Below are 19,865 nucleotides of genomic sequence, written 5' to 3'. Positions count from 1 at the left end.
CGATGCCATGGAGACCAGGCCGAGCGAAAGGCAGGCGGGCGAGGCGATCCGCTTTGCCGTGCTGATGTTCCCGGGTTTTCCCCTGATGGCATTCAGTTCGGTGATCGAGCCGCTGCGCGCCGCCAACACGCTGTCGGGCCGGCGCTGCTATTCCTGGATCACGGTCGGGCCAGACGGCGCCAAGGTGCGGGCCTCCAACGGCATCGACATCGAGCCGGATTTCGGCGTTCGGAATGCACCGTCCGTCGATCGCATCGTGGTGTGCTCGGGCGGCGATGCCGATCACCTGGTTGCCGAGGATGCCATGGCCTGGATCCGCCGCAACCTCCGGGCCGGCGCCGATCTCGGATCGGTCGCCGACGCGGCTTTCCTGCTGGCGCGGGCCGGGCTGCTCGACGGCCATGCCTGCACCCTGCATTGGACCAGCCAGCCGGCTTTTCGTGAGGCTTTTCCGGGCCTCGACATGCAGCGAGACCTCTATGTCATCGACCGACGGCGCTTCACGGCGGCGGGCGGGGTGGGCAGCCTCGACATGATGCTTGACATGATCGGCCGCGACCATGGCAGCGAGCTGTCTTCCGGCGTTGCCGAATGGTTCGTGCACAGCCCGCTGCGGTCGAGCGTGGACCGGCGGCTGATGCCCCTGCGCCTCAGGACTGGGATAGGCGACGAGCTCGTGCTGGCCGCGGTGGCGATCATGGAGGATTGCGTCGAGGACCTCCTGCGCATGGATGCGCTGGCGCGGCGCCTCGGCGTATCGGCCGACAAGCTCGAGCGCTCCTTTCGCACCGAGCTCGGCGTCACGCCGAACCATTACTACCGCAGCCTGCGCCTGAGGCGCGCTGCCGACCTGCTCACCCATTCGAGCCTGCGGGTCGGCGAGGTGGCGCTGGCTTGCGGCTTCAACAATGCGGCCAATTTTTCCCGGGCCTTCCGCGACAGCTTCGGCTATGCGCCCCGGGGCGTGCGCCAGCGCAAGTCGATCTCCGGGGAGGCGCCCCGGATATGACGAGAAGGGTCACAAAAGACCGTCCAGCGGAATTGCGCATAGTTTTCGCGGAAAGCGCGCAAACTATGCGCGCGCGGGTTGGTCACTGTTCATGGACAGGAGAACGTTCATGAGCATTGTGGTTTTCGATCCGGATCGCGTCGAAGATGTCGACTTCAAGGATCGCATGCGCCATCCGGCGGCCGCGGATCCGGCCGGCGGCATGTGGCTTTCCGACACCGAGCCTTCCTTCATCGATGCCGATGCCCTGCGCAAGGGGCGCCTTGCCCGGCTGCGCCGATGGATGGCCGAGGCGGGGTATGGCGCGGTCGTGCTGTTCGACCCCTACAACCAGCGCTACGCCACCGGCTCGCGCAACATGTTCGGCTATTTCCTGCGCAATTCCACGCGCTATTTCTTCATCCCCACCGAGGGACCGATCGTCCTGTTCGAATATCCGCAGAGCTACCATGTCTCGATGGTGCTCGACACGGTCGACGAGGCACGGCCTTCCAAGCTCGTCTGGTCGTCGGTGTCGGGCCGGGACGACGAGACGGCCGGCCCCTTCGCCGACGAGATCACCGAACTCCTCAAGACTCATGGCGGCGGGTCGATGAAGCTCGGCCTCGATCGCTGCAGCCATCTGCAGGCGCTGGCGCTGCAAAAGCGCGGCTGCGACGTCAGGGATTGCCAGGGCGAGATCCTGGCGGTGCGTGCCGTCAAGACACCGGAGGAGGTCAAATGCCTTCAGGTTTCGATGGCCGGCGCCGAAGCCGCCGTCGCCGCGGTGCGGGAGGCGATCAAGCCCGGCGTTTCGGAAAACGACCTCTTCGCCATCATGTATCACGAGGTGATCCGGCAGGGCGGCGAATTCATCGAAACGCGTCTGCTGAGTTCGGGTCAGCGCACCAATCCCTGGTTCAACGAGGCGAGCGGACGCAAGATCCGCCCGGGTGAACTGGTGGCCCTCGATACCGACACCATCGGCTGCTACGGCTATTACTCCGATTTCTCCCGCACCTTCCGCTGCGGTCCGGGCAAACCGACGACCTATCAGAAGATGCTGTACCGCATGTCCTACGACCAGGTGCAGCACAATATCGGCATCGTGAAGCCGGGCATGGCCTTCCGTGAGATTGCCGAGAAGGCCTGGAAGATTCCCGAGCGCTTCGTCGACCAGCGCTACACCTCGGTGATGCATGGCGTGGGCATGCATGGGGAAACGCCCTTCATCGCCCATTCGATGGACTACGAGACCTATGGCCGCGACGGGCACCTTGTGCCCGGCATGGTCGTCTCGGTGGAAAGCTATATCGGCGAGAAGGGCGGGCGCGAGGGCGTCAAGCTCGAGGACGAAGTCCTGATCACCGAAACCGGGACGGAACTCCTGTCACGCTTTCCCTATGAAGACGAATTCCTGGAAGGGCAGATCTAAGTGAAACGGACGCTGCATATCGACCGCAACCGGATGGCCGCCATCTTCATCGATCTCCAGGAGGAGCATCGGGCCGACCCGCGCTATCTGGTCGAAGGCTATGCCGGCGTCCTGGCGCAGGCGCGCCGCCTGCAGGATGCGGCTCGCCGGCATGGCGTGCCGCTCTATCACGCCGCCTATGTCGTGGATCCGGCTGCACCTGGCCGCCCGTTCCATCCATTGCAGCCCGACGGGCGCTCGGCCTTCAGCGACAAGGACGATCCGCGCATCGCCATCTGCACCGAAGTGGCGCCGGCGCCAGGGGAAGCGGTCATCTTCAAATCGGAGCCGAGCCTGTTCGGCGCTGCCTCGCCGGCGGAAGAATTGCGGCGTAAGGGCATCGAATGGCTGGCCATCGCGGGGGTGTGGACCGAGGCCTGCGTCGATGCGACGGTCAAGGATGCGGTGGCCCTCGGCTTCCACGTGCTCCTGGTCAAGGATGCCTGCGGCACGGCCAGCACGGCCATGCACCAGACAGCCATCCTCAACCTGGCAAACCGGCTCTATGGCGGCGCGGTGGTGTCGACCGACGAAGCTTGCCATCTGATGGCGGGCGAGCCAGTCGAGGCCTGGCAGGTCAAGGGCTCGGTACCCCTGCGCTTTACCTACGAGAACGCCTCCGGTCTCTACGCGGAACTTTGAGGAGTGATTTGCAGCTACGAACGGCGGCAACAAAACGAGGATTGCGGCACAACGGCATGATGGAAATCCTGACTTTCATCTCCGACAATCTCCATGTGATCGGTGCCAGGGCACTCGAGCACATTTCCATCGTCTTCGTGGCGGTTGGCATCGCCATCGCCACGGCGGTGCCGATCGGCATTGCGATCACCCAGTCCAAAACCGCCGCCGACGCCGTGCTCTACCTCGCCTCGATCATGATCACCGTACCGTCCATTGCGCTGTTCGGGCTGATGATCCCGCTGCTTTCGCCCCTCGGCCACGGCATCGGCTATGTGCCGGCGGTGATTGCGGTGATCCTCTATTCGCAGCTTCCGATCATCCGCAACACCTATACCGCCATCGCCAATGTCGATCCGGCCTTGCGCGAGGCGGCGACAGGCATGGGCATGAGTACGGTTCAGAGGCTGCGCCAGGTCGAGATTCCCCTGGCCGTGCCGGTGATCATGGCAGGGGTGCGTACCGCCGTGGTGATGAATATCGGGGTGACCGCCATTGCCGCCTATATCGGCGCGGGCGGGCTCGGCACCTTCATCTCGCGCGGCATCAGTCAATCCGATCCCCGGCAACTGATCACAGGAGCCTTGGCCGTGTCCCTCCTGGCGATCGCCGCAGACCTGCTCCTTGCTCTGGTGCAGTGGCTGCTGACTTCCAAGGGCATCAAGGGCGGAGCGAGCCGATGATCCGTCTCGAACATCTGACAAAGACCTTCGAAACCGCGGGCAAGCCTTTCGTCGCCGTCGACGACATCAATCTGGACCTGCCGGCGGGGGAGATCTGCGTGCTGCTGGGACCGTCGGGCTGCGGCAAGACGACGACCATGAAGATGATCAACCGCCTGATCCAGCCCACCGGCGGCAAGGTCTATATCGACGGCAAGGATACCAGCGCCACCGACCCGATCCAGCTCCGCCGCTCGATCGGCTACGTCATCCAGCAGATCGGCCTGTTCCCCAACAAGACCATCTGCGAGAACATCTGCGTGGTGCCCGATCTCCTCGGCTGGGACCGCAGGAAATCGCGTGCCCGGGCGGGCGAACTGCTCGAACTGGTGGGCATGCAGCCCGACCTCTTCCTCAGCCGCTATCCGCGTGAACTGTCCGGCGGCCAGCAGCAGCGCGTCGGCGTGCTGCGCGCGCTCGCCGCCGATCCGCCGGTGATGTTGATGGACGAGCCCTTCGGCGCGATCGACCCGATCAATCGCGAGGTGATCCAGGACGAGTTCCTGAAGATGCAGCAGGCGATCCGCAAGACCATCATCTTCGTCTCGCACGATCTCGACGAGGCGGTGAAGATGGCCGACAAGATCGCCATCTTCCGCAGCGGGCGCCTGGAGCAATATGCCAGCCCCGACGCATTGCTGGCCAGGCCGGCCAATGCCTTCATCGAGAATTTCCTCGGCTCCGACCGGGCCCTCAAGCGCCTGCGGCTCGTCACGGCGGGAGAGGCGATGGCCGCGGAGTTCGATGCGGTGCGGCCCGAGGATCCGATCGCGCTCGCGCTCGATAAGATGCAGGCTTCGGGCCAGCACGCCATCATCGTGGTTGCGGCGGACGGCAAACCCGAAGGCCTGCTTGCACTGGACCGCGCCAGGGCCGCGACCGGGACTGTCGGTGACCATGCGCGCCCGGTCGAGACCACGGCCGCGCTCCATTCGGACCTGCGCAATGCGGTGGCCTCGATGTTCGCCCAGGACATGCCGGTGCTGCCCTGCGTTGACGAGGCCGGGCAGCTCAGGGGCGTCCTGACCTATCGCTCGATCGTCGCCAGCCTCAGCCATGCCGGAGAAGCGGGATGAGCGGGCCTGCGGCAGCCATCGCGACCAGTCCGGGCAGAGGGCGTTCACACCTCTTGGTACCGCTCGCGATGTGGGCGGTGCTGCTCGCCATCTGCGTGTGGCTGTGGCTCAGCGGTATGGCGGGCGAGATCCTCGCCTATTGGGACGATATCACCTATCTGAGCGTGCAGCATATCGAGCTGGTGGCCTGGGCGGGCGGGCTTGCCATCCTCACCGCCGTTCCCGTGGGCATCCTGCTGTCGCGGCCGGCCCTTCGGCGCTTTTCCGAATTCGTGATGCAGGTCTTCAATCTGGGCAGCACCATCCCGACGCTCGCCATCCTCGCCTTGTCGATGACCTGGCTCGGCATCGGCACCCTGCCATCCGTGTTCGGGCTGTGGGCAGCGACCTTGCTGCCGATCGTACGCAACACCTATGCGGGGCTCAGGGCAGTCCCGCCCCATCTCCTGGAGGCCGCGCGCGGCATGGGCATGACGCCGCTGCAGACCCTGTGGCGGGTGGAACTGCCCAATGCATTGTTCGTCATCTTCGGTGGCATCCGCACCGCGCTGGCGATCTGCGTGGGCTCGGCCCCGCTCGCCTTCCTGATCGGGGCGGGGAGCCTGGGCGAACTGATCTTCACCGGCATCGCCCTCGACGAGCTGCCGATGATGCTCGCCGGCGCCATTCCCACCGCGATCCTGGCCGTGCTCACCGATTTCCTGGTCGGCCGGCTGCAATATTACCTCGTCCCGCGAGGCATCAATCCGCTGCGCTGAACAGCGGCAACAAGCAACAGAGGGAAAAGACGATGACAATGCTGAAGAAACTGGGCAGGAGCGTGTGTTCGGGCGTGTTTTCAGCCGTCGTGCTGGTGGCTGCCGGGGGCGTGGCCCTGGCGGCCAATCTGACGGTCGGCGGCAAGGATTTCACCGAGCAGCAGATCATCGCCGAGATGACGACGCAGCTTCTGACCGCCAAGGGCTATACGATCGACAAGAAGAACGGCATGGGCACCAAGATCGTCCGCGCTGCCCTGGAGAACGGCGAGGTCGATCTTTACTGGGAATATACCGGCACCTCCCTCGTCACCTTCAACAAGGTGACCGACAAGCTCTCGCCGCAGGCGACCTATGATCGGGTCAAGCAGCTCGATGGCGAGAAGGGGCTGGTCTGGCTGGCGCCTTCCAAGGCCAACAACACCTATGCCATGGTGGTGCGCAAGGACAACCCGAAGACCGACGGGCTGAAGACAGTCTCCGACATGGCCGCTGCCTACAAGGCCGGAACGGCGCTGATGATGGGCACCACGGCCGAATTTCCCAAGCGCCAGGACGGATTGCTCGGCCTCCAGAAGACCTATGATTTCGAGGCCGGCCGGGCCAACGTCAAGCCGATGGACCTTGGCCTTGCCTACAGGGCTTTGGCCAACAAGGATCTCGACGTCATCTCTGCCCAGGCGACGGACGGCCAGATCGCGGCGCTGGGGCTGCGCGTGCTCGCCGACGACAAGGGTTTCTTTCCCAACTATGCCCTCACGCCTGTGGTGCGCAAGACCGTGCTCGACGCCCATCCCGACCTGAAGCCGACCCTCGAGGCGCTCTCGGCCAAGCTCGACGACGCCACTATGCAGAAGCTGAACGGCGAGGTCGACGTCGACAAGAAGACGGTCGAAGTCGTCGCGGCCGATTTCCTCAAGCAGAACGGCCTGAAGTGAGCCCGATGGGCCGGCCCTGACAGGGCTGGCCCCATTCTTCCCAAATTTTCGCGCCAGTGCCGTCCGAGGGCGGCCGGCAGGAGGACAGACCATGATCAGCATTCTGCCGAAGCGCGCGATCGCCGCCTTGTGCGTCGCAGCCTCCTTCGTGGTGTCGACGACGGCCTTTGCAGCCACGCTCACGGTCGGCGGCAAGGACTTCACCGAACAGTTCCTGCTGGCCGAGATGACCAAGCAGCTCCTGGAGAGCAAGGGCTATACGATCAACAAGAAGGACGGCATGGGCACCAATATCGTGCGTGCCGCCCTGGAGAACGGACAGGTCGACCTCTACTGGGAATATACGGGCACCTCGCTGGTGACCTTCAACAAGGTGACGGAGCCGCTCTCGCCCGAGCAGACTTATGCCAAGGTCAAGGAACTGGATGGCGCCAAGGGGCTGGTCTGGCTCGCCCCCTCCAAGGCCAACAACACCTATGCATTGGCGATCCGGCCGGGCAACGCCAAGACGGACGGTCTCAAGACCTTTTCCGACCTCGCTGCCGCCTACAAGGACGGCAAGCCGGTCCTGCTCGGGGCCACGGCCGAATTTCCCAAGCGCGAGGACGGCCTGATCGGCCTGGAGAAGAAATACGGCTTCAAGGCCGGCCGTTCCAATCTGCGGCCGATGGAGATCGGGCTCGTCTATAACGCCCTCGCCAGCGGCGACATCGACGTGGCCACGGTGGGCGCCACCGATGGGCGCATCGCTGCCATGAAGCTGACCCTGCTCAAGGACGACAAGGGCTTCTTCCCGAACTACGCACTCGTCCCGGTCGTCCGCCAGGCCACGCTCGATGCCCATCCGGACCTGAAAGCCACGCTCGAAGCGCTGTCGGCCAAGCTGGACGATGCCACCATGCAGACGCTGAACGGCGAGGTCGACGTCCACAAGAAAGCGATCGAGGATGTCGCCAAGGCCTATCTCAAACAGACAGGATTGCTTTGATTTTGGTGGGCACCTGGACTTGCACGATGAATTACCGTCATTGCGAGCGCAGCGAACTAATCCAGGGCTTCGGACGCAGTGTTGGTAACCTCTGGATTGCTTCGCTGCGCTTGCAATGACGAGCGAACTGCCGACGAGACCTCACCTCATGCCTGCCTGCGGTACCCGATAATGACGCCGGACTACACTCGACTGATAGACGCCGAAACCTGGGGCTTCATCAACCGGACGAATGCCTTCTATCCGCCTGAGGCGGTCGACTGGCCGATCGAACGCAACCGGGAGGTCTATGATCGGATGGCCCGGGCCTTTCATGCCGGTCGTCCCCCCGGCATAGCCGTCGAGACCACGGCTGTGGAGACACCGAGCCATGTCATCCCGATCCGGATCTATTCGACAGAACGTGGCAATGATCGCGCGACGATCCTCTATTTCCACGGCGGCGGCTTCGTGCTGGGCGGCCTCGACAGCCATGACGACGTCTGTGCAGAGTTCTGCGCGGCAACAGGACTGGCGGTCGTCTCGGTCGACTATCGCCTGGCGCCCGAACATGGGGGAACGGCAGCGCTGGAAGATGCCATCGCCGCCTATGACTGGGTAACGGCCGGCCTCGAACGTCCGGTGGTGCTGGCGGGCGATTCAGCCGGCGGCAATCTCGCCGCCTGCCTGGCAGATCATGTGGGCAGAGAGGGGCGGGGACCGATCGGGCAGGCGCTGATCTATCCCCTCTTGGGAGCCGATATCGACAAAGGTTCCTATCTGACCCATGCCGAAGCGCCCCTGCTGACGACCCGCGACGTCCTCTATTATCGCGACGTGCGCAGCGGCGGCATTGATTGCAGCAACGATCCGCGCTTCACGCCACTCGCGAGCTCGAGCTTCCGTCATCTGCCGCCGACCGTCGTCGTCACGGCTCAATGCGACCCGCTTTCTTCCGATGGCGAGGTCTATTGCGGCCGGCTGCGCGTCGAGGGCGTGCCTGCTTCCTGGCACGAGGAGGAGGGCCTGCCGCACAGTTTTCTGAGGGCCCGCGGGATGTCATCGCGGGCCAGGGCGGCGATGGAACGCATCACCCAAGCCCTCACGACACTGGCGGTCGGGAAACGGGCCTAGGCAAGGCGCCGGCAGCGCCACCCGCATCGATATCAGGAAGGAACGAGCAATATGGTCAAGATCTCGCAGGTGCGCGTCCGGCCGCTGGTGCTGCCCCTCAAGCAGCCCTACCACTGGTCCTATGGCATCAGGGAGAATTTCGCCGTCAATCTGATCGAGATCGAGGCCGACAATGGAATGGTCGGCATCGGCGAATGCACCGTGGCACCGGACCAGGCCGGGACGGCGGCGATCCTCAGGCGCCTGACGGGCCATCTGGTCGGCCAGTCCCCCTATGACGTCGCGCCGCTGATCGCACGCATCTTCCACCAGGAATATCTCGGCCATGGCGCCAATATCATGCGTGCGGCCAACCAGATGTTCTCGGGCGTAGACATGGCGACGTGGGACCTGCAGGGCAAGCTTGCCGGCCTGCCGGTCCATCGTCTCCTTGGCGGGGCCCATCGCCCGGCCGTCGGCTATTTCTACTTCCTGCAGGGGGAGACCGCCGAAGAACTGGCACGTGACGCTGCTGAGGGCCGGGCGCGTGGGGAGCGCGTCTTTTACCTGAAGGTTGGCCGGGGCGAGAAGCTCGACCTCGAAATCACCGCGGCGGTGCGCCGCGAAATCGGCGATGCGCGCCTGCGGCTCGATGCCAATGAAGGCTGGGGCGTGCACGAGGCGATCAACATGTGCCGCAAGCTGGAGAAATTCGAGATCGAGTTCATCGAGCAGCCGACGGTGAGCTGGAGCATCCCGGCCATGGCGCAGGTGCGGGAATCCGTCGGCATCCCGATCGTCGCCGACCAGGCGGCCTTCACGCTCTACGACGTCCACGAGATCTGCCGCCAGCGCGCTGCCGACATGATCTGCATCGGGCCGCGCGAAATCGGCGGCATCCAGCCCATGCTGAAGGCGGCGGCTGTCGCCGAGGCGGCGGGGCTGAAGATCTGCATCCATAGTTCGTTCACTACCGGCATCACCACCTGTGCCGAGCACCACATCGCACTTGCCATCCCCAATCTCGATGATGGCAATCAGATCATGTGGCAGCTGGTGCAAAAGGATATCGTGGCCTCGCCTGATCTCGACCCGAAGCAGGGCCGGATCGAGGCCCTCCAAGGGCCGGGCCTCGGCTTCGAGCTCGACGGGGATCTGATCGGGGACGGCGAGAGGCGATTTGCGCAGGCGGCGTGAAGCTGGCAGGTCGCTCGCCGATGGAGCGCAACGGCCTTGGTATCGTGCCTTTGTGCGCCCGGTCAAAGGCCGAGCGCGACTTTTCGCCCGTCGAAGAAGGCATAGGGGGCCTGGCGCGGCGCGGCGCAATCGCCGATCTCGACATAGGATATGCCCTGGGCCGCCAGGTCCGATGCAAGCCAGCTTGCCGGCAAGTTGGTCATGGCCAGCACCAGGCTGTCGGCTGCAATAAACGACCGTTCGCCGCTGTTATGGTCGATGATCGTGGCGCCCTGGCCATGCCATTCGGCAATGCTGACCTCGACCTGCCAGGTGACGCCGAGCTTCTTGAGTGTCCGTCGCAGGGGAACGTCGGCGGTGGTGCGCTGCAGTTCCTTGCCGACAAAGGCGTCCGGCGTGAGGATGGTGACTTCGTGGCCTTCCTCCGCCAGCTTCCAGGCCGTTCCGCCGCCGCGCCAGCCCCCGCCTTCGTCGAGCAGCAGCACCCGTTTGCCGGGGCGGGCCTGTCGGCTCATGACGGCCTCGATCGAAAAGACATTCCCCTTATCGATGCCGGGCAGCGTCTCGATGGCTGGAAGGGCCTTCTGGAAGCCGGTGTCGGGCGGCAGGGAGCCAGTGGCAAGGATGACGGCGTCCGGCGCCATCACCGCCACGTCGTCGGCCTCCATATAGCAGTTCAGGCGGACATCGACGCCGAGCTTATGCAGCTGGCGTTCATACCAGGCAAGGAGATCGAGGATCTGGGCGCGGCGCGGCTGCAGGCCGGCGAGCAGGAAATTGCCGCCCAGCCGGCTTGAGGCCTCGGCCAGCGTTACCTTGTGCCCGCGCTCGGCGGCGACGCGGGCGGCCTCAAGGCCAGCCGGTCCGCCACCCACCACCAGGACGTTCCTTGGCGTGGTGGCCGGCTCGAAGCGGTCGCCGCCCCACATGAACTCCCGCCCGACGGAGGGATTGATCAGGCAGCTGATCCAATAGTCGCGCGAGCGGCGTCCCCAGCACATCTGGTTGCAGGAGATGCAGCCCCTGATGTCCGCGGCGCGATCTTCGCTGGCCTTTCGAGCCAGATGCGGGTCGGCGATCTGGCCGCGTACGATGGAGACCAGGTCGGCCGAGCCTTCACTCAGCACCGTTTCGGCATTTTCGGGCGTGCGGATATGGCTTTCGGCAATGACGACTGCATGCGTCGTCACGGCCTTGATCCTGGCCGCCAGATCCGCACCGAGCTTTTCGGGATAGAGAAAGGTCGGCATCAACTTGTGAAAGTCGAGATAACCGCCGGAACCACAGGTGACGTAGTCGATCAGGCCTTGGCGGTCGTGCAGGCCGACGATTTCGGCCAGTTCGTCGCGGCTGAGCGCGACGCTGTAGTCAGGCTCGTCGCTGATGGCCAGGCCGATGATGAAGTCTTCGCCGCATGTCTCGCGGATGCGGGTGAGGATTTCCCGCGACAGGCGCATGCGGTTTTCCAGCGTGCCGCCCCATTGGTCCTGGCGGCGATTGGTCCAGGGCGTCCAGAACTGGTCGACCAGGCCGAGATAGGCGGCCCAGACCTCCACGCCATCGAAGCCTGCGGCGCGGCACCGACGCGCGGCCTCAACGAAGCCCTCGATCGTCTCCCAGATCTCGGCCTCGCTCATCGCATGCGAGCCGTCGCTGTCATGATAGCTCGGCAGGCCCGACGGGGACCAATGCGGATGGAAGGAATTGTCGGAATCGCCATGGGCGCCGATGTGGTAGAGCTGCTGGATGGCGACGGCACCATTGTCCTTGATGGCGCCGACGAGTTTTTTGAACGGGGCGATGACGCTGTCGTCGCAGGGGCGGAAATTGCCGCGGGTAAGGATGGCGGCGGGGTGGACGGGCATCGGCTCCACCACGATCATGCCGGCACCGCCCTTGGCACGCTCGGCATAATAGGCGGCATGCCGCTCCGTCGGCAGTCCGTTCACCGCCATGTTGGCAGTGTGGGTGCCGAAAACGATCCTGTTCCTCAGCGTGCGCGTGCCGATCGTGAGGGATGAAAACAGGCGGGGGAACTGCTTGGACACCGTGGCCATCCGGCGGGTTGAGAGGGGGGCGAGGGGCAGAACGTTTGGCTCGGCCCCCCGGATTTCTTGCCTCGGCTGCCGCCCGTCAGTGCGAGGGCACGACGGCGGCAGCGAGCTGCCTGAGATTCACCACGCCGATGGGCTTGCCCGCCGGGTCGAGGACGGCGACGTCGTCATGCGGCTGGTGAGCGAGCAGCCGGATGGCGCCTTCCAGGGTGGAGCCGGACGAGACCGTCATGCCCTTTGTCTCGTAGCCCTCGGCGAGGGGGGACATGATCGCGTCCACCTGGATGACGCGGCCGCGATTCACTTCCTTGACGAAGTTCTCGATGTAGTCGTCGGCCGGATTGAGCACGATGTCCTGGCTCGTGCCCTGCTGGATCACCTCGCCGTCGCGCAGGATGGCGATGCGGTCACCCAGCCGCAGCGCCTCGTCGAGATCGTGCGTGATGAACACGATCGTCTTCTTGATCTCCCGCTGCAGGTCGAGGAGCACGGATTGCATGTCCATGCGGATGAGGGGATCGAGCGCGGAAAAGGCCTCGTCCATCAGCAGGATCGGGGCGTCGTTGGTAAGCGCGCGGGCGAGGCCGACGCGCTGCTGCATGCCCCCCGACAGCTGGTTGGGATAGCGGGCCTCGAAGCCGCTGAGGCCGACCCGCTCGATCCAGCGCATCGCTTCCTCGACCTGCCGGGCGCGCGGCACGCCCTGCACTTCGAGGCCGTAGACCGTGTTCTCCAGGATGGTGCGGTGAGGCAGCAATGCAAATTTCTGGAAGACCATCGCCGTCTTGTGCCGGCGAAACTCGCGCAATTCGCGCTGGTTCATCTTGACGACGTCCTCGCCGCCGACCAGCACCTCGCCGTCTGTCGGATCGACGAGGCGGTTGATGTGCCGGATGAGCGTGGACTTGCCCGATCCGGAGAGGCCCATGATGACCTGGATGCCACCGGCCGGCATACTAATGTTGATGTTGCGCAGGCCGAGGACATGACGATGCCGTTCGTTGAGCTCGGCCTTGGTCGCGCCCTGCCGAACGAGCTCAACCATCGCCTTGGCATTTGGTCCGAAGATCTTGGAAAGGTTACGGATATCGATTCCATACTGGTTCGTGCCTTCAGCCATGGACTGTCTCCCGGTGCTTCTGGAGGCGGCGGCCATAGGCCTGGCTCACCCGGTCGAAGATGACGGCGATGCCGACGATCGCCAGGCCGTTGAAGATGCCGAGGGTGAAATACTGGTTGGCGATGGCCTTCAGCACCGGCTGGCCGAGTCCCTGGACGCCGATCATCGAGGCGACGACCACCATGGCGAGCGCCATCATGATCGTCTGGTTGATGCCGGCCATGATGGTTGGCAAGGCAAGGGGAAGCTGGACGTTCTTGAGTTTCTGCCAGCCGGAGGATCCGAAGGCGTCGGCCGCCTCGAGAACATCCTTGTCGACGAGGCGGATGCCGAGATTGGTGAGGCGGATGATGGGTGGAATGGCGTAGATGACCACGGCGATCAGGCCGGGCACGCGGCCGATCCCCAGCAGCATGACGACAGGGATGAGATAAACGAAGCTCGGCATGGTCTGCATGACGTCGAGCAGGGGATTGACCGTCTTCTGCAGGCGGTCATTGAGCGACATCAGAATGCCGATGGGAATGCCGATCACGATGGAGAGCACCGTTGCCACGAAGATCATCGAGATCGTGCGCATGGTGTCGTCCCACATGCCGAAGTAGCCGATCGCCAGCAGGGTCACGAGGCAAGCGAGCACCACCGCCCAGCTGCGGCTGGCGAACCAGGCGATGGCCAGGATGATCAGGATGATGACCGGCCAGGGCGTCTGCGTCATGAAGCGCTCGGCCTGCATCAGAAAATACTGAAGCGGCGAGAAGAAGCTCTCAATGGCATCGCCATAGGTGCGTGTGAACGCGCGGAACCCCTCGTCGATTGCCTTCTTGAGGTCACGAAGGCTGTCGTCGTTCATATGGGGAAACTTGTAGAACCATTCCATCGGATAACCCCTCTTCGCCGCGATGGCAGCCCTGTTGTTCTTGTATGGGCGTCACGAAAGCGGCGCGCGCGATGCGCGCCGCCTTTTTGCCATCAGAGCGCGGCCTTGATCTTGTCGGCCGCCGCCGGGGAGACCCATTGCGTCCAGATGTCGGGATTTTCCTTCAGGAAGTGCTTGGCGCCGTCCTCGCCATTGGCCTGGTTGTCGGTCATCCAGGCCATCACCTTGTTGACGGTATCGTTGTGCCAGGCGCGCTTCTTCAGATAGTCCATGACGTCGGGAGTGACGCGTTCGGAGAACTTCTTGGCGACCAGCGTGTAGACCTTGTCGGGAACCCAGGCATTGGGCTTGGGATCGGCACAGTCGGCGACGGTATTGCAGCGCTTCCACTCTGCCTCGTCGCGCGGATAGCCGTTGTCGAGGCGCACCATCTCATATTTGCCCAGTAGCGCAGTCGGCGCCCAGTAATAGCCCATCCATCCCTTCTTGCGTTCATAGGCCTTGGCGATCGAGCCATCGAGGCCCGCCGCCGAACCGGTGTCGACCAGCCTGAAATTGGCCTTCTCGGCATTGTAGGCCTTGTAGAACTGCGCCGTCACCACGGTGCCGCCCCAGCCCTGCGGGCCGTTGTAGATGGCACCCTTGCTGGAGTCCTCGGGGTCCGGGAAGAGTTCGGGATGCTTGAGGGCGTCGCCGATCGTCTTGATGTCGGGATGGGCATCGGCCACATATTTGGGAATCCACCAGCCCTGCACACCGCCATCGGGCAGGGAGATCGCGGCCGTGATGAGCTTACCCTCGTCCATGCCGCGCTTGACCACGTCCGGCAGGAGATCGATCCAGGCCTCCGGCGCGATGTCGGGCTCGCCCTTCTCGGACATGGAGGTAATCGTCGGCACCGTGTCGCCCACCGTGATCTCGGCGGCGCAGCCATAGCCGTTGTTGAGGATGAACTTGTCGATGTTGGATAGCACTTCGGCGCTCTGCCAGTTCATGCTGGCAATGGACACCGAGCCGCATTCGGCCGCCTGAGCCAGCGATGTCGGCCCGGCCAGGCCGAGGGCAAGGCAACTCGTCAACAGTAGTTTCTTCACGGTCATATCCCTCTGCTTCAGGCGGCTTTGTCAGGCTGTCGGTGCGCCGCCGTCACCGTGCCCCTTGCAGCTAGGTCGACAGACCCATGCTGATGGATTTCCGGAACGCCGCGGCGAGACCCGCCCCGACGGCTTCGTCGAAGCCGTTCGCCTGCATCGCCTCGATGGCGGCGGCGGTGGTGCCTCGGTAGTCGAGAAACACCTCGACCGTGTCCGCCGGGTCATAGCCATTCTTTTCGAACAGCCGCCCCGTGCCGATGAGAAGCTGGGTCACGGCCTGCCGGGCCACTTTCGCCTCGATGCCGTGGGCGGCGGCGTGACGCGCCATCGCCGTAGCCAGCAGCGCCGGAAAGGCGGGGCCTGAGCCGGCAAGGCCGGTCAGATAGTCCAGTTCGCTCTCGCTCTCGAGTTCGGCACCGGTGCCGCAGGCCTCGAATATCCGGCCCACGAGGCGGCGCTCCTCCGCCGATACCGCCGCAGAGGCAACCCAGGGCGTGAAGGAGGCCCGTACTTCGGCCGCGGCGTTGGGTAGCGAGCGCACCACCCGGTCGGAGCCAACGCCCGCAACGAGCTGTTCCAGGCGAATGCCCGCCATGACGGAGATGATGAGTCTGCCCGCCGCCTCGATGTTCAGCGCCGGCCAGTCCACCGGGCGCACGCTGACGACAATGAGATCGACGCTGTCGGCGAGGTCCTGATTGTCCCGGGTCCAGCGTGCGCCGGGAAAGCGGGTCGGCTCGCCGCTACGGAGGGAAAGGACCAGATGCTCGGGTGAGGTGATGCCGGCATTGAGCAGGGCCTGGACGATGGCGCCGCCAAGCCAGCCATTTGCGCCGATCACGCCGATTTTCAGAGGCTCTCTCATCGTGCGTTGCTCATGGGGGTGGCGCAGAACCAGGGCTGGCGATGAGACGGCCACGGTTTCTCCGGTTGGAAAGCGCCGCCGCTCATGGACGGGGACATGCTGCCATAGGTATCCGTTTAGAAGCAATAAAAATGTACACCATTGTCAAAAAACATGACTAGTTCGTTAGCTCATGATTGACACTGGTGTACATTCTGCCTAGCATTTTCGACGCATATGCAACGCTGGACACCGAGCCATGTCGAACGATCCCCTCCTGCAACCCTTTCAGCTCAAGCATCTCACGCTGCGCAACCGCATCATCGTGACCTCGCATGAGCCGGCCTATCCCGAGGACGGCATGCCGAAGGAGCGCTATCGGGCCTATCACGTAGAGCGGGCCAAGGGCGGGGTCGCCATGACCATGACGGCGGGCTCCGCCGCCATTTCGAAGGACAGCCCGCCGGTCTTCAACAATCTGCTCGCCTACAGGGACGAGATCGTCCCCTGGCTCAAGGACCTGACCGACGCCGTTCATGAGCATGGCGCAGCGGTGATGATCCAGCTTACGCATCTTGGCCGCCGCACGCGCTGGGACAAGGGCGATTGGCTGCCTGTCGTGGCACCGTCCCACCAGAGGGAAGCCTCGCATCGCGCCTTTCCCAAGAAGCTGGAAGACTGGGACATCGCGCGCATCATCAAGGATTTCGCCGACGCGGCCGAGCGCATGAAGGCCGGCGGCATGGATGGCATCGAGCTCGAGGCCTACGGCCATCTGATCGACCAGTTCTGGTCACCGCTCACCAACGAACTGGATGGCCCCTATGGCGGATCGCTCGAAAATCGCCTGCGCTTCGGCTTCGACGTATTGAAGGCCATTCGCGAACGGGTCGGGCCCGACTTCATCGTCGGCGTGCGCTACACGGCCGACGAGCAGCTGGAAGGCGGCACGACCAAGGAAGAGGGGGTGGAGATTTCACGCCGCCTCAAGGACAGCGGCCTGATCGATTTTCTCAACGTCATCCGCGGCCATATCGATACCGATGCCGGGCTGACCGATGTCATTCCGATCCAGGGCATGGCGAACTCGCCGCATCTCGATTTCGCGGGTGAGATCCGCGCTGCTACGCAGTTTCCGACCTTCCACGCCGCCAAGATTCCGGATGTCGCCACGGCACGTCACGCCATCGCCGCCGGCAAGGTCGACATGATCGGGATGACGCGTGCCCACATGACGGATCCGCATCTGGTCCGCAAGATCATCGAAAAACGCGAGGACGACATCCGGCCCTGCGTCGGCGCCAATTACTGTCTCGACCGCATCTACCAGGGCGGGGCCGCCTATTGCATCCACAATCCGGCCACTGGCCGCGAGCTGACCATGCCGCATGCCCTGCAGCCGGCGGCAGTCCGCAAGACCGTCGCCATCGTCGGCGCCGGTCCGGCGGGCCTGGAGGCGGCCCGCGTCGCTGCCGAGCGGGGGCACCGGGTCGTCGTCTTCGAGGCTGCCGGCAAGCCGGGCGGGCAGGTCAGGCTCACCGCCCAGAGCCCCCGGCGCAAGGAAATGATCAGCATCATCGAGTGGCGCATGAGCCAGTGCGAGAAGCTGGGCGTGACCTTCCATTTCAACAGCTGGGCGGATGCCGACAGCATCGGGGCCGAGAAGCCGGACGTGGTGATCGTCGCCACGGGCGGGCTGCCGCATACGGAAGTGCTCTCCAAGGGCAACGAGTTCGTCGTCTCCGCCTGGGATATCATCTCCGGCGATGTCAAACCCGGTTCCAACGTGCTCATCTTCGACGATGCCGGCGACCATGCCGGCTTGCAGGCTGCCGAGATCCTGGCGCAGGCCGGGGCGAAAGTGGAGATCATGACGCCGGACCGCTCTTTCGCGCCCGAGGTCATGGGGATGAATCTCGTGCCCTATATGCGTTCCCTGCAGAAGCTGGATGTCACCTTCACCGTCACCTACCGCCTTCTTGCCGTCGAAAAGGCGGGAAACCAGCTGGTCGCCCAGATCGGCAGCGACTATGGCGGCATTGTCAGGCAGCGCAGCTTCGACCAGATCGTCGTCAATCACGGCACGATCCCGCTCGATGACCTCTATTTCGAATTGAAGCCGTCCTCGAGCAATCTCGGCGAGATGTCCTACGAGCAATTGATCGCCGGCCAGCCCCAATCCGTGGTTCGCAACGGGGAGGGCCAGTTCCAGCTCTTCCGCATCGGTGATGCGGTTGCTGCTCGCAATACCCATGCGGCCATCTATGATGGCCTCAGGCTGGCCAAGGATATTTGATCGCGAGGGTTTCGATGACGCAGCGGAGCATGGTCCTTCAGAATTTCGTCGATGCAGCCCGGGAGGCTTTCGGTCAATTCGTGCAGGACCCCGAGGCACGCCGGTCCATCGGAGAGATCTTCAGGGTGCTGGAAGAGCCAAGAGAGGCAAGAGCAGGCGCTGGCGCTCGCCTTCCGGCTTGCGAGCATCTCGATCAGGCTCTTGGGCTCGAAACAGGGCACACGACGCTCGTCAGGCTGCTGGAATGCTTCAGGGCGGTCGAGCCCGACCTCCAATGGCGCCGACGTCCGAACAATGACGGCACGGCCAGCACCAATTTCGAGGACGGGCACGCCAATGCGATGCTTCTGGGCCCCGGTGGCCTGGAGGAACGCGGGGACGTCTGGCTCGGCGTGTCGCTGATGGCGCCGAAGGTACGCTATCCCGACCATGACCATGCCCCCGAGGAGGTCTATCTGGTAATGTCGGACGGCGAGTTCCGGCAGGGGGAGGGAGACTGGTTTTCGCCAGGGATTGGCGGCTCGTTCTACAACAGGCCCGGTATCAGGCATGCGATGCGCTCGCTCGACACGCCGCTATTCGCCTTCTGGGCCTTGCAGGCGGGTAACCGGCCCTGAGGGAGCCCTGGGCTGATCGGGCTCCGAAACAAGTTACGCCCTGAAGTCATGCCTGGCGTGGAACCGATCGAGTTCGCGCTGTTCAGGCCGGACACCGGTGAAGATCTCGACATATTCGGGAATGCGCTTCATGCGAACGCCGACATCTTCCTGCGTCTGCATCGAGATATAGCCGATCTGGGTGAGATAGGTCGTCCGGGCCCGCACGTCGGCCGTGATGGCGGTGTAGCCGAACCGTGTGAACATCTGCGCAAGCGCTTCGAGACGGATCTGGTCGGCAGTCCTCACTTCAGCGAGGATGTCCGAGGATTCGAGAGCCCAGCTGCGTACGGCGAATTCGAACTGGGCGTCGAACAGGCTCTTGTCGATCCAGCAATCATTGACATTGAGCATCGCCTCGGCGATCGATTCGGCATAGGCCTGCGCCTGCTTGACGAGGTTGCCGGTGTTCTTGTCGCGCCAGCGCGCGATGAGGGCGCCGAGGAGTTCCTCGCGATCCTTGAAGAACCAATAGAAGCTCGTGCGCGACAGGCCGAGTTTCTTGGCCAGAGGCAGAATCTTGACCGTACTGACCCCGGATTCGAGCAGGAGTTCATAGGCCGCCTCCAGCCAGACTTCTGCCGAGCCCCGCCAGCCCGTTTCGCCCAAAACCTGTTCCATGAAACGCCCCCATCAAACGGCAAATCGGCGATCAGGCGAAATGCACATAGATGTCGAGCATAGCGTCAATTATGTCGATTTAGTAGACATAAATGTACAGGTCTGCAACCGCATTCGGGCGCCTTGTCGACCCTGATAGTGCCCCATTGCCGGGACGCGGCAAACCAGGACTGCGATGGACACACATGAATGCCCTCCCGCTTCCGGTTGGGAAGGTACTCAAGTCATTGTAGCATCTTGGACCGAAATCGCCTCTTCCCGGGATCGCAGGCATCCTTGGCCCTGGCGCTGGCGTGTCGATCCCCGAATCGACATCTTTCTTTCAGAGGTCTTTCAGCAAGCGCGCCATTTCCAGGACTATCGATCTGGAGATCGACAGTCCAATT

Annotated in this window: 18 protein-coding genes; 12 read left to right on the top strand and 6 right to left on the bottom strand. The window is 63.8% G+C overall.

Annotated features, from left to right (window positions below; translation table 11 throughout):
- Positions 1-7 precede the first annotated feature (7 nt).
- The 10 genes from ABXS05_RS15235 to ABXS05_RS15190 all read left to right on the top strand — a co-directional run bounded on the left by ABXS05_RS15235 (position 8) and on the right by ABXS05_RS15190 (position 9,914).
- Positions 8-1,009, top strand: coding sequence for a GlxA family transcriptional regulator (locus ABXS05_RS15235; RefSeq protein WP_311944476.1), 1,002 nt, complete (start codon positions 8-10; stop codon positions 1,007-1,009).
- Positions 1,010-1,118: 109 nt separating this feature from the next.
- A complete protein-coding gene (locus tag ABXS05_RS15230; RefSeq protein ID WP_311944477.1) occupies positions 1,119-2,423 on the top strand; it encodes a M24 family metallopeptidase in 1,305 nt (434 codons plus the stop codon).
- Positions 2,424-3,104, top strand: coding sequence for an isochorismatase family protein (locus ABXS05_RS15225; RefSeq protein ID WP_367624491.1), 681 nt, complete (start codon positions 2,424-2,426; stop codon positions 3,102-3,104). It abuts the gene before it with no gap.
- A 59-nt stretch (positions 3,105-3,163) separates the two neighbouring features.
- Positions 3,164-3,826, top strand: coding sequence for an ABC transporter permease (locus tag ABXS05_RS15220; RefSeq protein WP_311944565.1), 663 nt, complete (start codon positions 3,164-3,166; stop codon positions 3,824-3,826).
- The gene (locus ABXS05_RS15215; RefSeq protein WP_311944479.1) at positions 3,823-4,941 is read left to right on the top strand and encodes an ABC transporter ATP-binding protein; all 1,119 of its coding nucleotides are present in this window, start codon (positions 3,823-3,825) and stop codon (positions 4,939-4,941) included. Before ABXS05_RS15220 ends, ABXS05_RS15215 begins: the two co-directional genes overlap by 4 nt.
- Positions 4,938-5,699 (top strand): ABC transporter permease, encoded by a 762-nt coding sequence (locus tag ABXS05_RS15210; RefSeq protein ID WP_311944480.1) that lies wholly within the window; start codon positions 4,938-4,940, stop codon positions 5,697-5,699. Before ABXS05_RS15215 ends, ABXS05_RS15210 begins: the two co-directional genes overlap by 4 nt.
- Positions 5,700-5,731: 32 nt before the next feature.
- Positions 5,732-6,637: a glycine betaine ABC transporter substrate-binding protein gene (locus ABXS05_RS15205; RefSeq protein ID WP_311944481.1), complete on the top strand. Its 906-nt coding sequence runs from the start codon at positions 5,732-5,734 to the stop codon at positions 6,635-6,637.
- Between the two features lie 91 nt (positions 6,638-6,728).
- Positions 6,729-7,625 carry a glycine betaine ABC transporter substrate-binding protein gene (locus tag ABXS05_RS15200; protein WP_311944482.1) on the top strand — a complete coding sequence of 299 codons (897 nt, stop codon included), beginning with the start codon at positions 6,729-6,731 and terminating at the stop codon, positions 7,623-7,625.
- Positions 7,626-7,796: 171 nt separating this feature from the next.
- Entirely contained in the window at positions 7,797-8,738 is a 942-nt protein-coding gene (locus ABXS05_RS15195) for an alpha/beta hydrolase (protein WP_367624490.1), read from the top strand.
- A gap of 51 nt (positions 8,739-8,789) precedes the next feature.
- Entirely contained in the window at positions 8,790-9,914 is a 1,125-nt protein-coding gene (locus ABXS05_RS15190; protein WP_367624489.1) for a mandelate racemase/muconate lactonizing enzyme family protein, read from the top strand.
- Between the two features lie 62 nt (positions 9,915-9,976).
- Here the strand turns inward: ABXS05_RS15190 and ABXS05_RS15185 are convergent, their stop codons facing one another.
- The 5 genes from ABXS05_RS15185 to ABXS05_RS15165 form a co-directional block, all read right to left on the bottom strand.
- Positions 9,977-11,962 carry an oxidoreductase gene (locus ABXS05_RS15185; protein ID WP_367624488.1) on the bottom strand — a complete coding sequence of 662 codons (1,986 nt, stop codon included), beginning with the start codon at positions 11,960-11,962 and terminating at the stop codon, positions 9,977-9,979.
- Between the two features lie 85 nt (positions 11,963-12,047).
- Positions 12,048-13,088 carry a quaternary amine ABC transporter ATP-binding protein gene (locus ABXS05_RS15180; protein WP_311944487.1) on the bottom strand — a complete coding sequence of 347 codons (1,041 nt, stop codon included), beginning with the start codon at positions 13,086-13,088 and terminating at the stop codon, positions 12,048-12,050.
- A complete protein-coding gene (locus ABXS05_RS15175) occupies positions 13,081-13,968 on the bottom strand; it encodes an ABC transporter permease (protein WP_367624487.1) in 888 nt (295 codons plus the stop codon). Before ABXS05_RS15175 ends, ABXS05_RS15180 begins: the two co-directional genes overlap by 8 nt.
- Before the next feature lie 92 nt (positions 13,969-14,060).
- Positions 14,061-15,062: an ABC transporter substrate-binding protein gene (locus ABXS05_RS15170; RefSeq protein WP_367624486.1), complete on the bottom strand. Its 1,002-nt coding sequence runs from the start codon at positions 15,060-15,062 to the stop codon at positions 14,061-14,063.
- A gap of 70 nt (positions 15,063-15,132) precedes the next feature.
- Positions 15,133-15,927 carry a pyrroline-5-carboxylate reductase family protein gene (locus ABXS05_RS15165; protein ID WP_367624485.1) on the bottom strand — a complete coding sequence of 265 codons (795 nt, stop codon included), beginning with the start codon at positions 15,925-15,927 and terminating at the stop codon, positions 15,133-15,135.
- A 238-nt stretch (positions 15,928-16,165) separates the two neighbouring features.
- Between ABXS05_RS15165 and ABXS05_RS15160 the strand changes: the two genes are divergently transcribed.
- Entirely contained in the window at positions 16,166-18,202 is a 2,037-nt protein-coding gene (locus tag ABXS05_RS15160) for an oxidoreductase (RefSeq protein ID WP_367624484.1), read from the top strand.
- A gap of 14 nt (positions 18,203-18,216) precedes the next feature.
- The gene (locus ABXS05_RS15155; protein ID WP_311944494.1) at positions 18,217-18,819 is read left to right on the top strand and encodes a dimethylsulfoniopropionate lyase; all 603 of its coding nucleotides are present in this window, start codon (positions 18,217-18,219) and stop codon (positions 18,817-18,819) included.
- 33 nt (positions 18,820-18,852) lie between these two features.
- Here the strand turns inward: ABXS05_RS15155 and ABXS05_RS15150 are convergent, their stop codons facing one another.
- Positions 18,853-19,479 (bottom strand): TetR/AcrR family transcriptional regulator, encoded by a 627-nt coding sequence (locus tag ABXS05_RS15150; RefSeq protein WP_311944495.1) that lies wholly within the window; start codon positions 19,477-19,479, stop codon positions 18,853-18,855.
- Positions 19,480-19,865: the final 386 nt, after the last annotated feature.

It is taken from the genome of Labrys neptuniae, assembly GCF_040797145.1.
GTDB classification, from domain to species: domain Bacteria; phylum Pseudomonadota; class Alphaproteobacteria; order Rhizobiales; family Labraceae; genus Labrys; species Labrys neptuniae.
Note: the sequence above shows the minus strand (reverse complement) of the source record. Positions and strands in the feature narration are given on the sequence as shown.

Excerpts from the sequence above, each read along its gene's own strand:
- ABXS05_RS15235 (WP_311944476.1), top strand. The coding sequence starts at position 8 with ATGGAGACCAGGCCGAGCGAAAGGCAGGCGGGCGAGGCGATCCGCTTT.
- ABXS05_RS15230 (WP_311944477.1), top strand. The coding sequence starts at position 1,119 with ATGAGCATTGTGGTTTTCGATCCGGATCGCGTCGAAGATGTCGACTTC.
- ABXS05_RS15220 (WP_311944565.1), top strand. The coding sequence starts at position 3,164 with ATGGAAATCCTGACTTTCATCTCCGACAATCTCCATGTGATCGGTGCC.
- ABXS05_RS15215 (WP_311944479.1), top strand. The coding sequence starts at position 3,823 with ATGATCCGTCTCGAACATCTGACAAAGACCTTCGAAACCGCGGGCAAG.
- ABXS05_RS15210 (WP_311944480.1), top strand. The coding sequence starts at position 4,938 with ATGAGCGGGCCTGCGGCAGCCATCGCGACCAGTCCGGGCAGAGGGCGT.
- ABXS05_RS15205 (WP_311944481.1), top strand. The coding sequence starts at position 5,732 with ATGACAATGCTGAAGAAACTGGGCAGGAGCGTGTGTTCGGGCGTGTTT.
- ABXS05_RS15200 (WP_311944482.1), top strand. The coding sequence starts at position 6,729 with ATGATCAGCATTCTGCCGAAGCGCGCGATCGCCGCCTTGTGCGTCGCA.
- ABXS05_RS15195 (WP_367624490.1), top strand. The coding sequence starts at position 7,797 with ATGACGCCGGACTACACTCGACTGATAGACGCCGAAACCTGGGGCTTC.
- ABXS05_RS15190 (WP_367624489.1), top strand. The coding sequence starts at position 8,790 with ATGGTCAAGATCTCGCAGGTGCGCGTCCGGCCGCTGGTGCTGCCCCTC.
- ABXS05_RS15180 (WP_311944487.1), bottom strand. The coding sequence starts at position 13,088 with ATGGCTGAAGGCACGAACCAGTATGGAATCGATATCCGTAACCTTTCC.
- ABXS05_RS15175 (WP_367624487.1), bottom strand. The coding sequence starts at position 13,968 with ATGGAATGGTTCTACAAGTTTCCCCATATGAACGACGACAGCCTTCGT.
- ABXS05_RS15165 (WP_367624485.1), bottom strand. The coding sequence starts at position 15,927 with ATGAGAGAGCCTCTGAAAATCGGCGTGATCGGCGCAAATGGCTGGCTT.
- ABXS05_RS15160 (WP_367624484.1), top strand. The coding sequence starts at position 16,166 with ATGTCGAACGATCCCCTCCTGCAACCCTTTCAGCTCAAGCATCTCACG.
- ABXS05_RS15155 (WP_311944494.1), top strand. The coding sequence starts at position 18,217 with ATGACGCAGCGGAGCATGGTCCTTCAGAATTTCGTCGATGCAGCCCGG.
- ABXS05_RS15150 (WP_311944495.1), bottom strand. The coding sequence starts at position 19,479 with ATGGAACAGGTTTTGGGCGAAACGGGCTGGCGGGGCTCGGCAGAAGTC.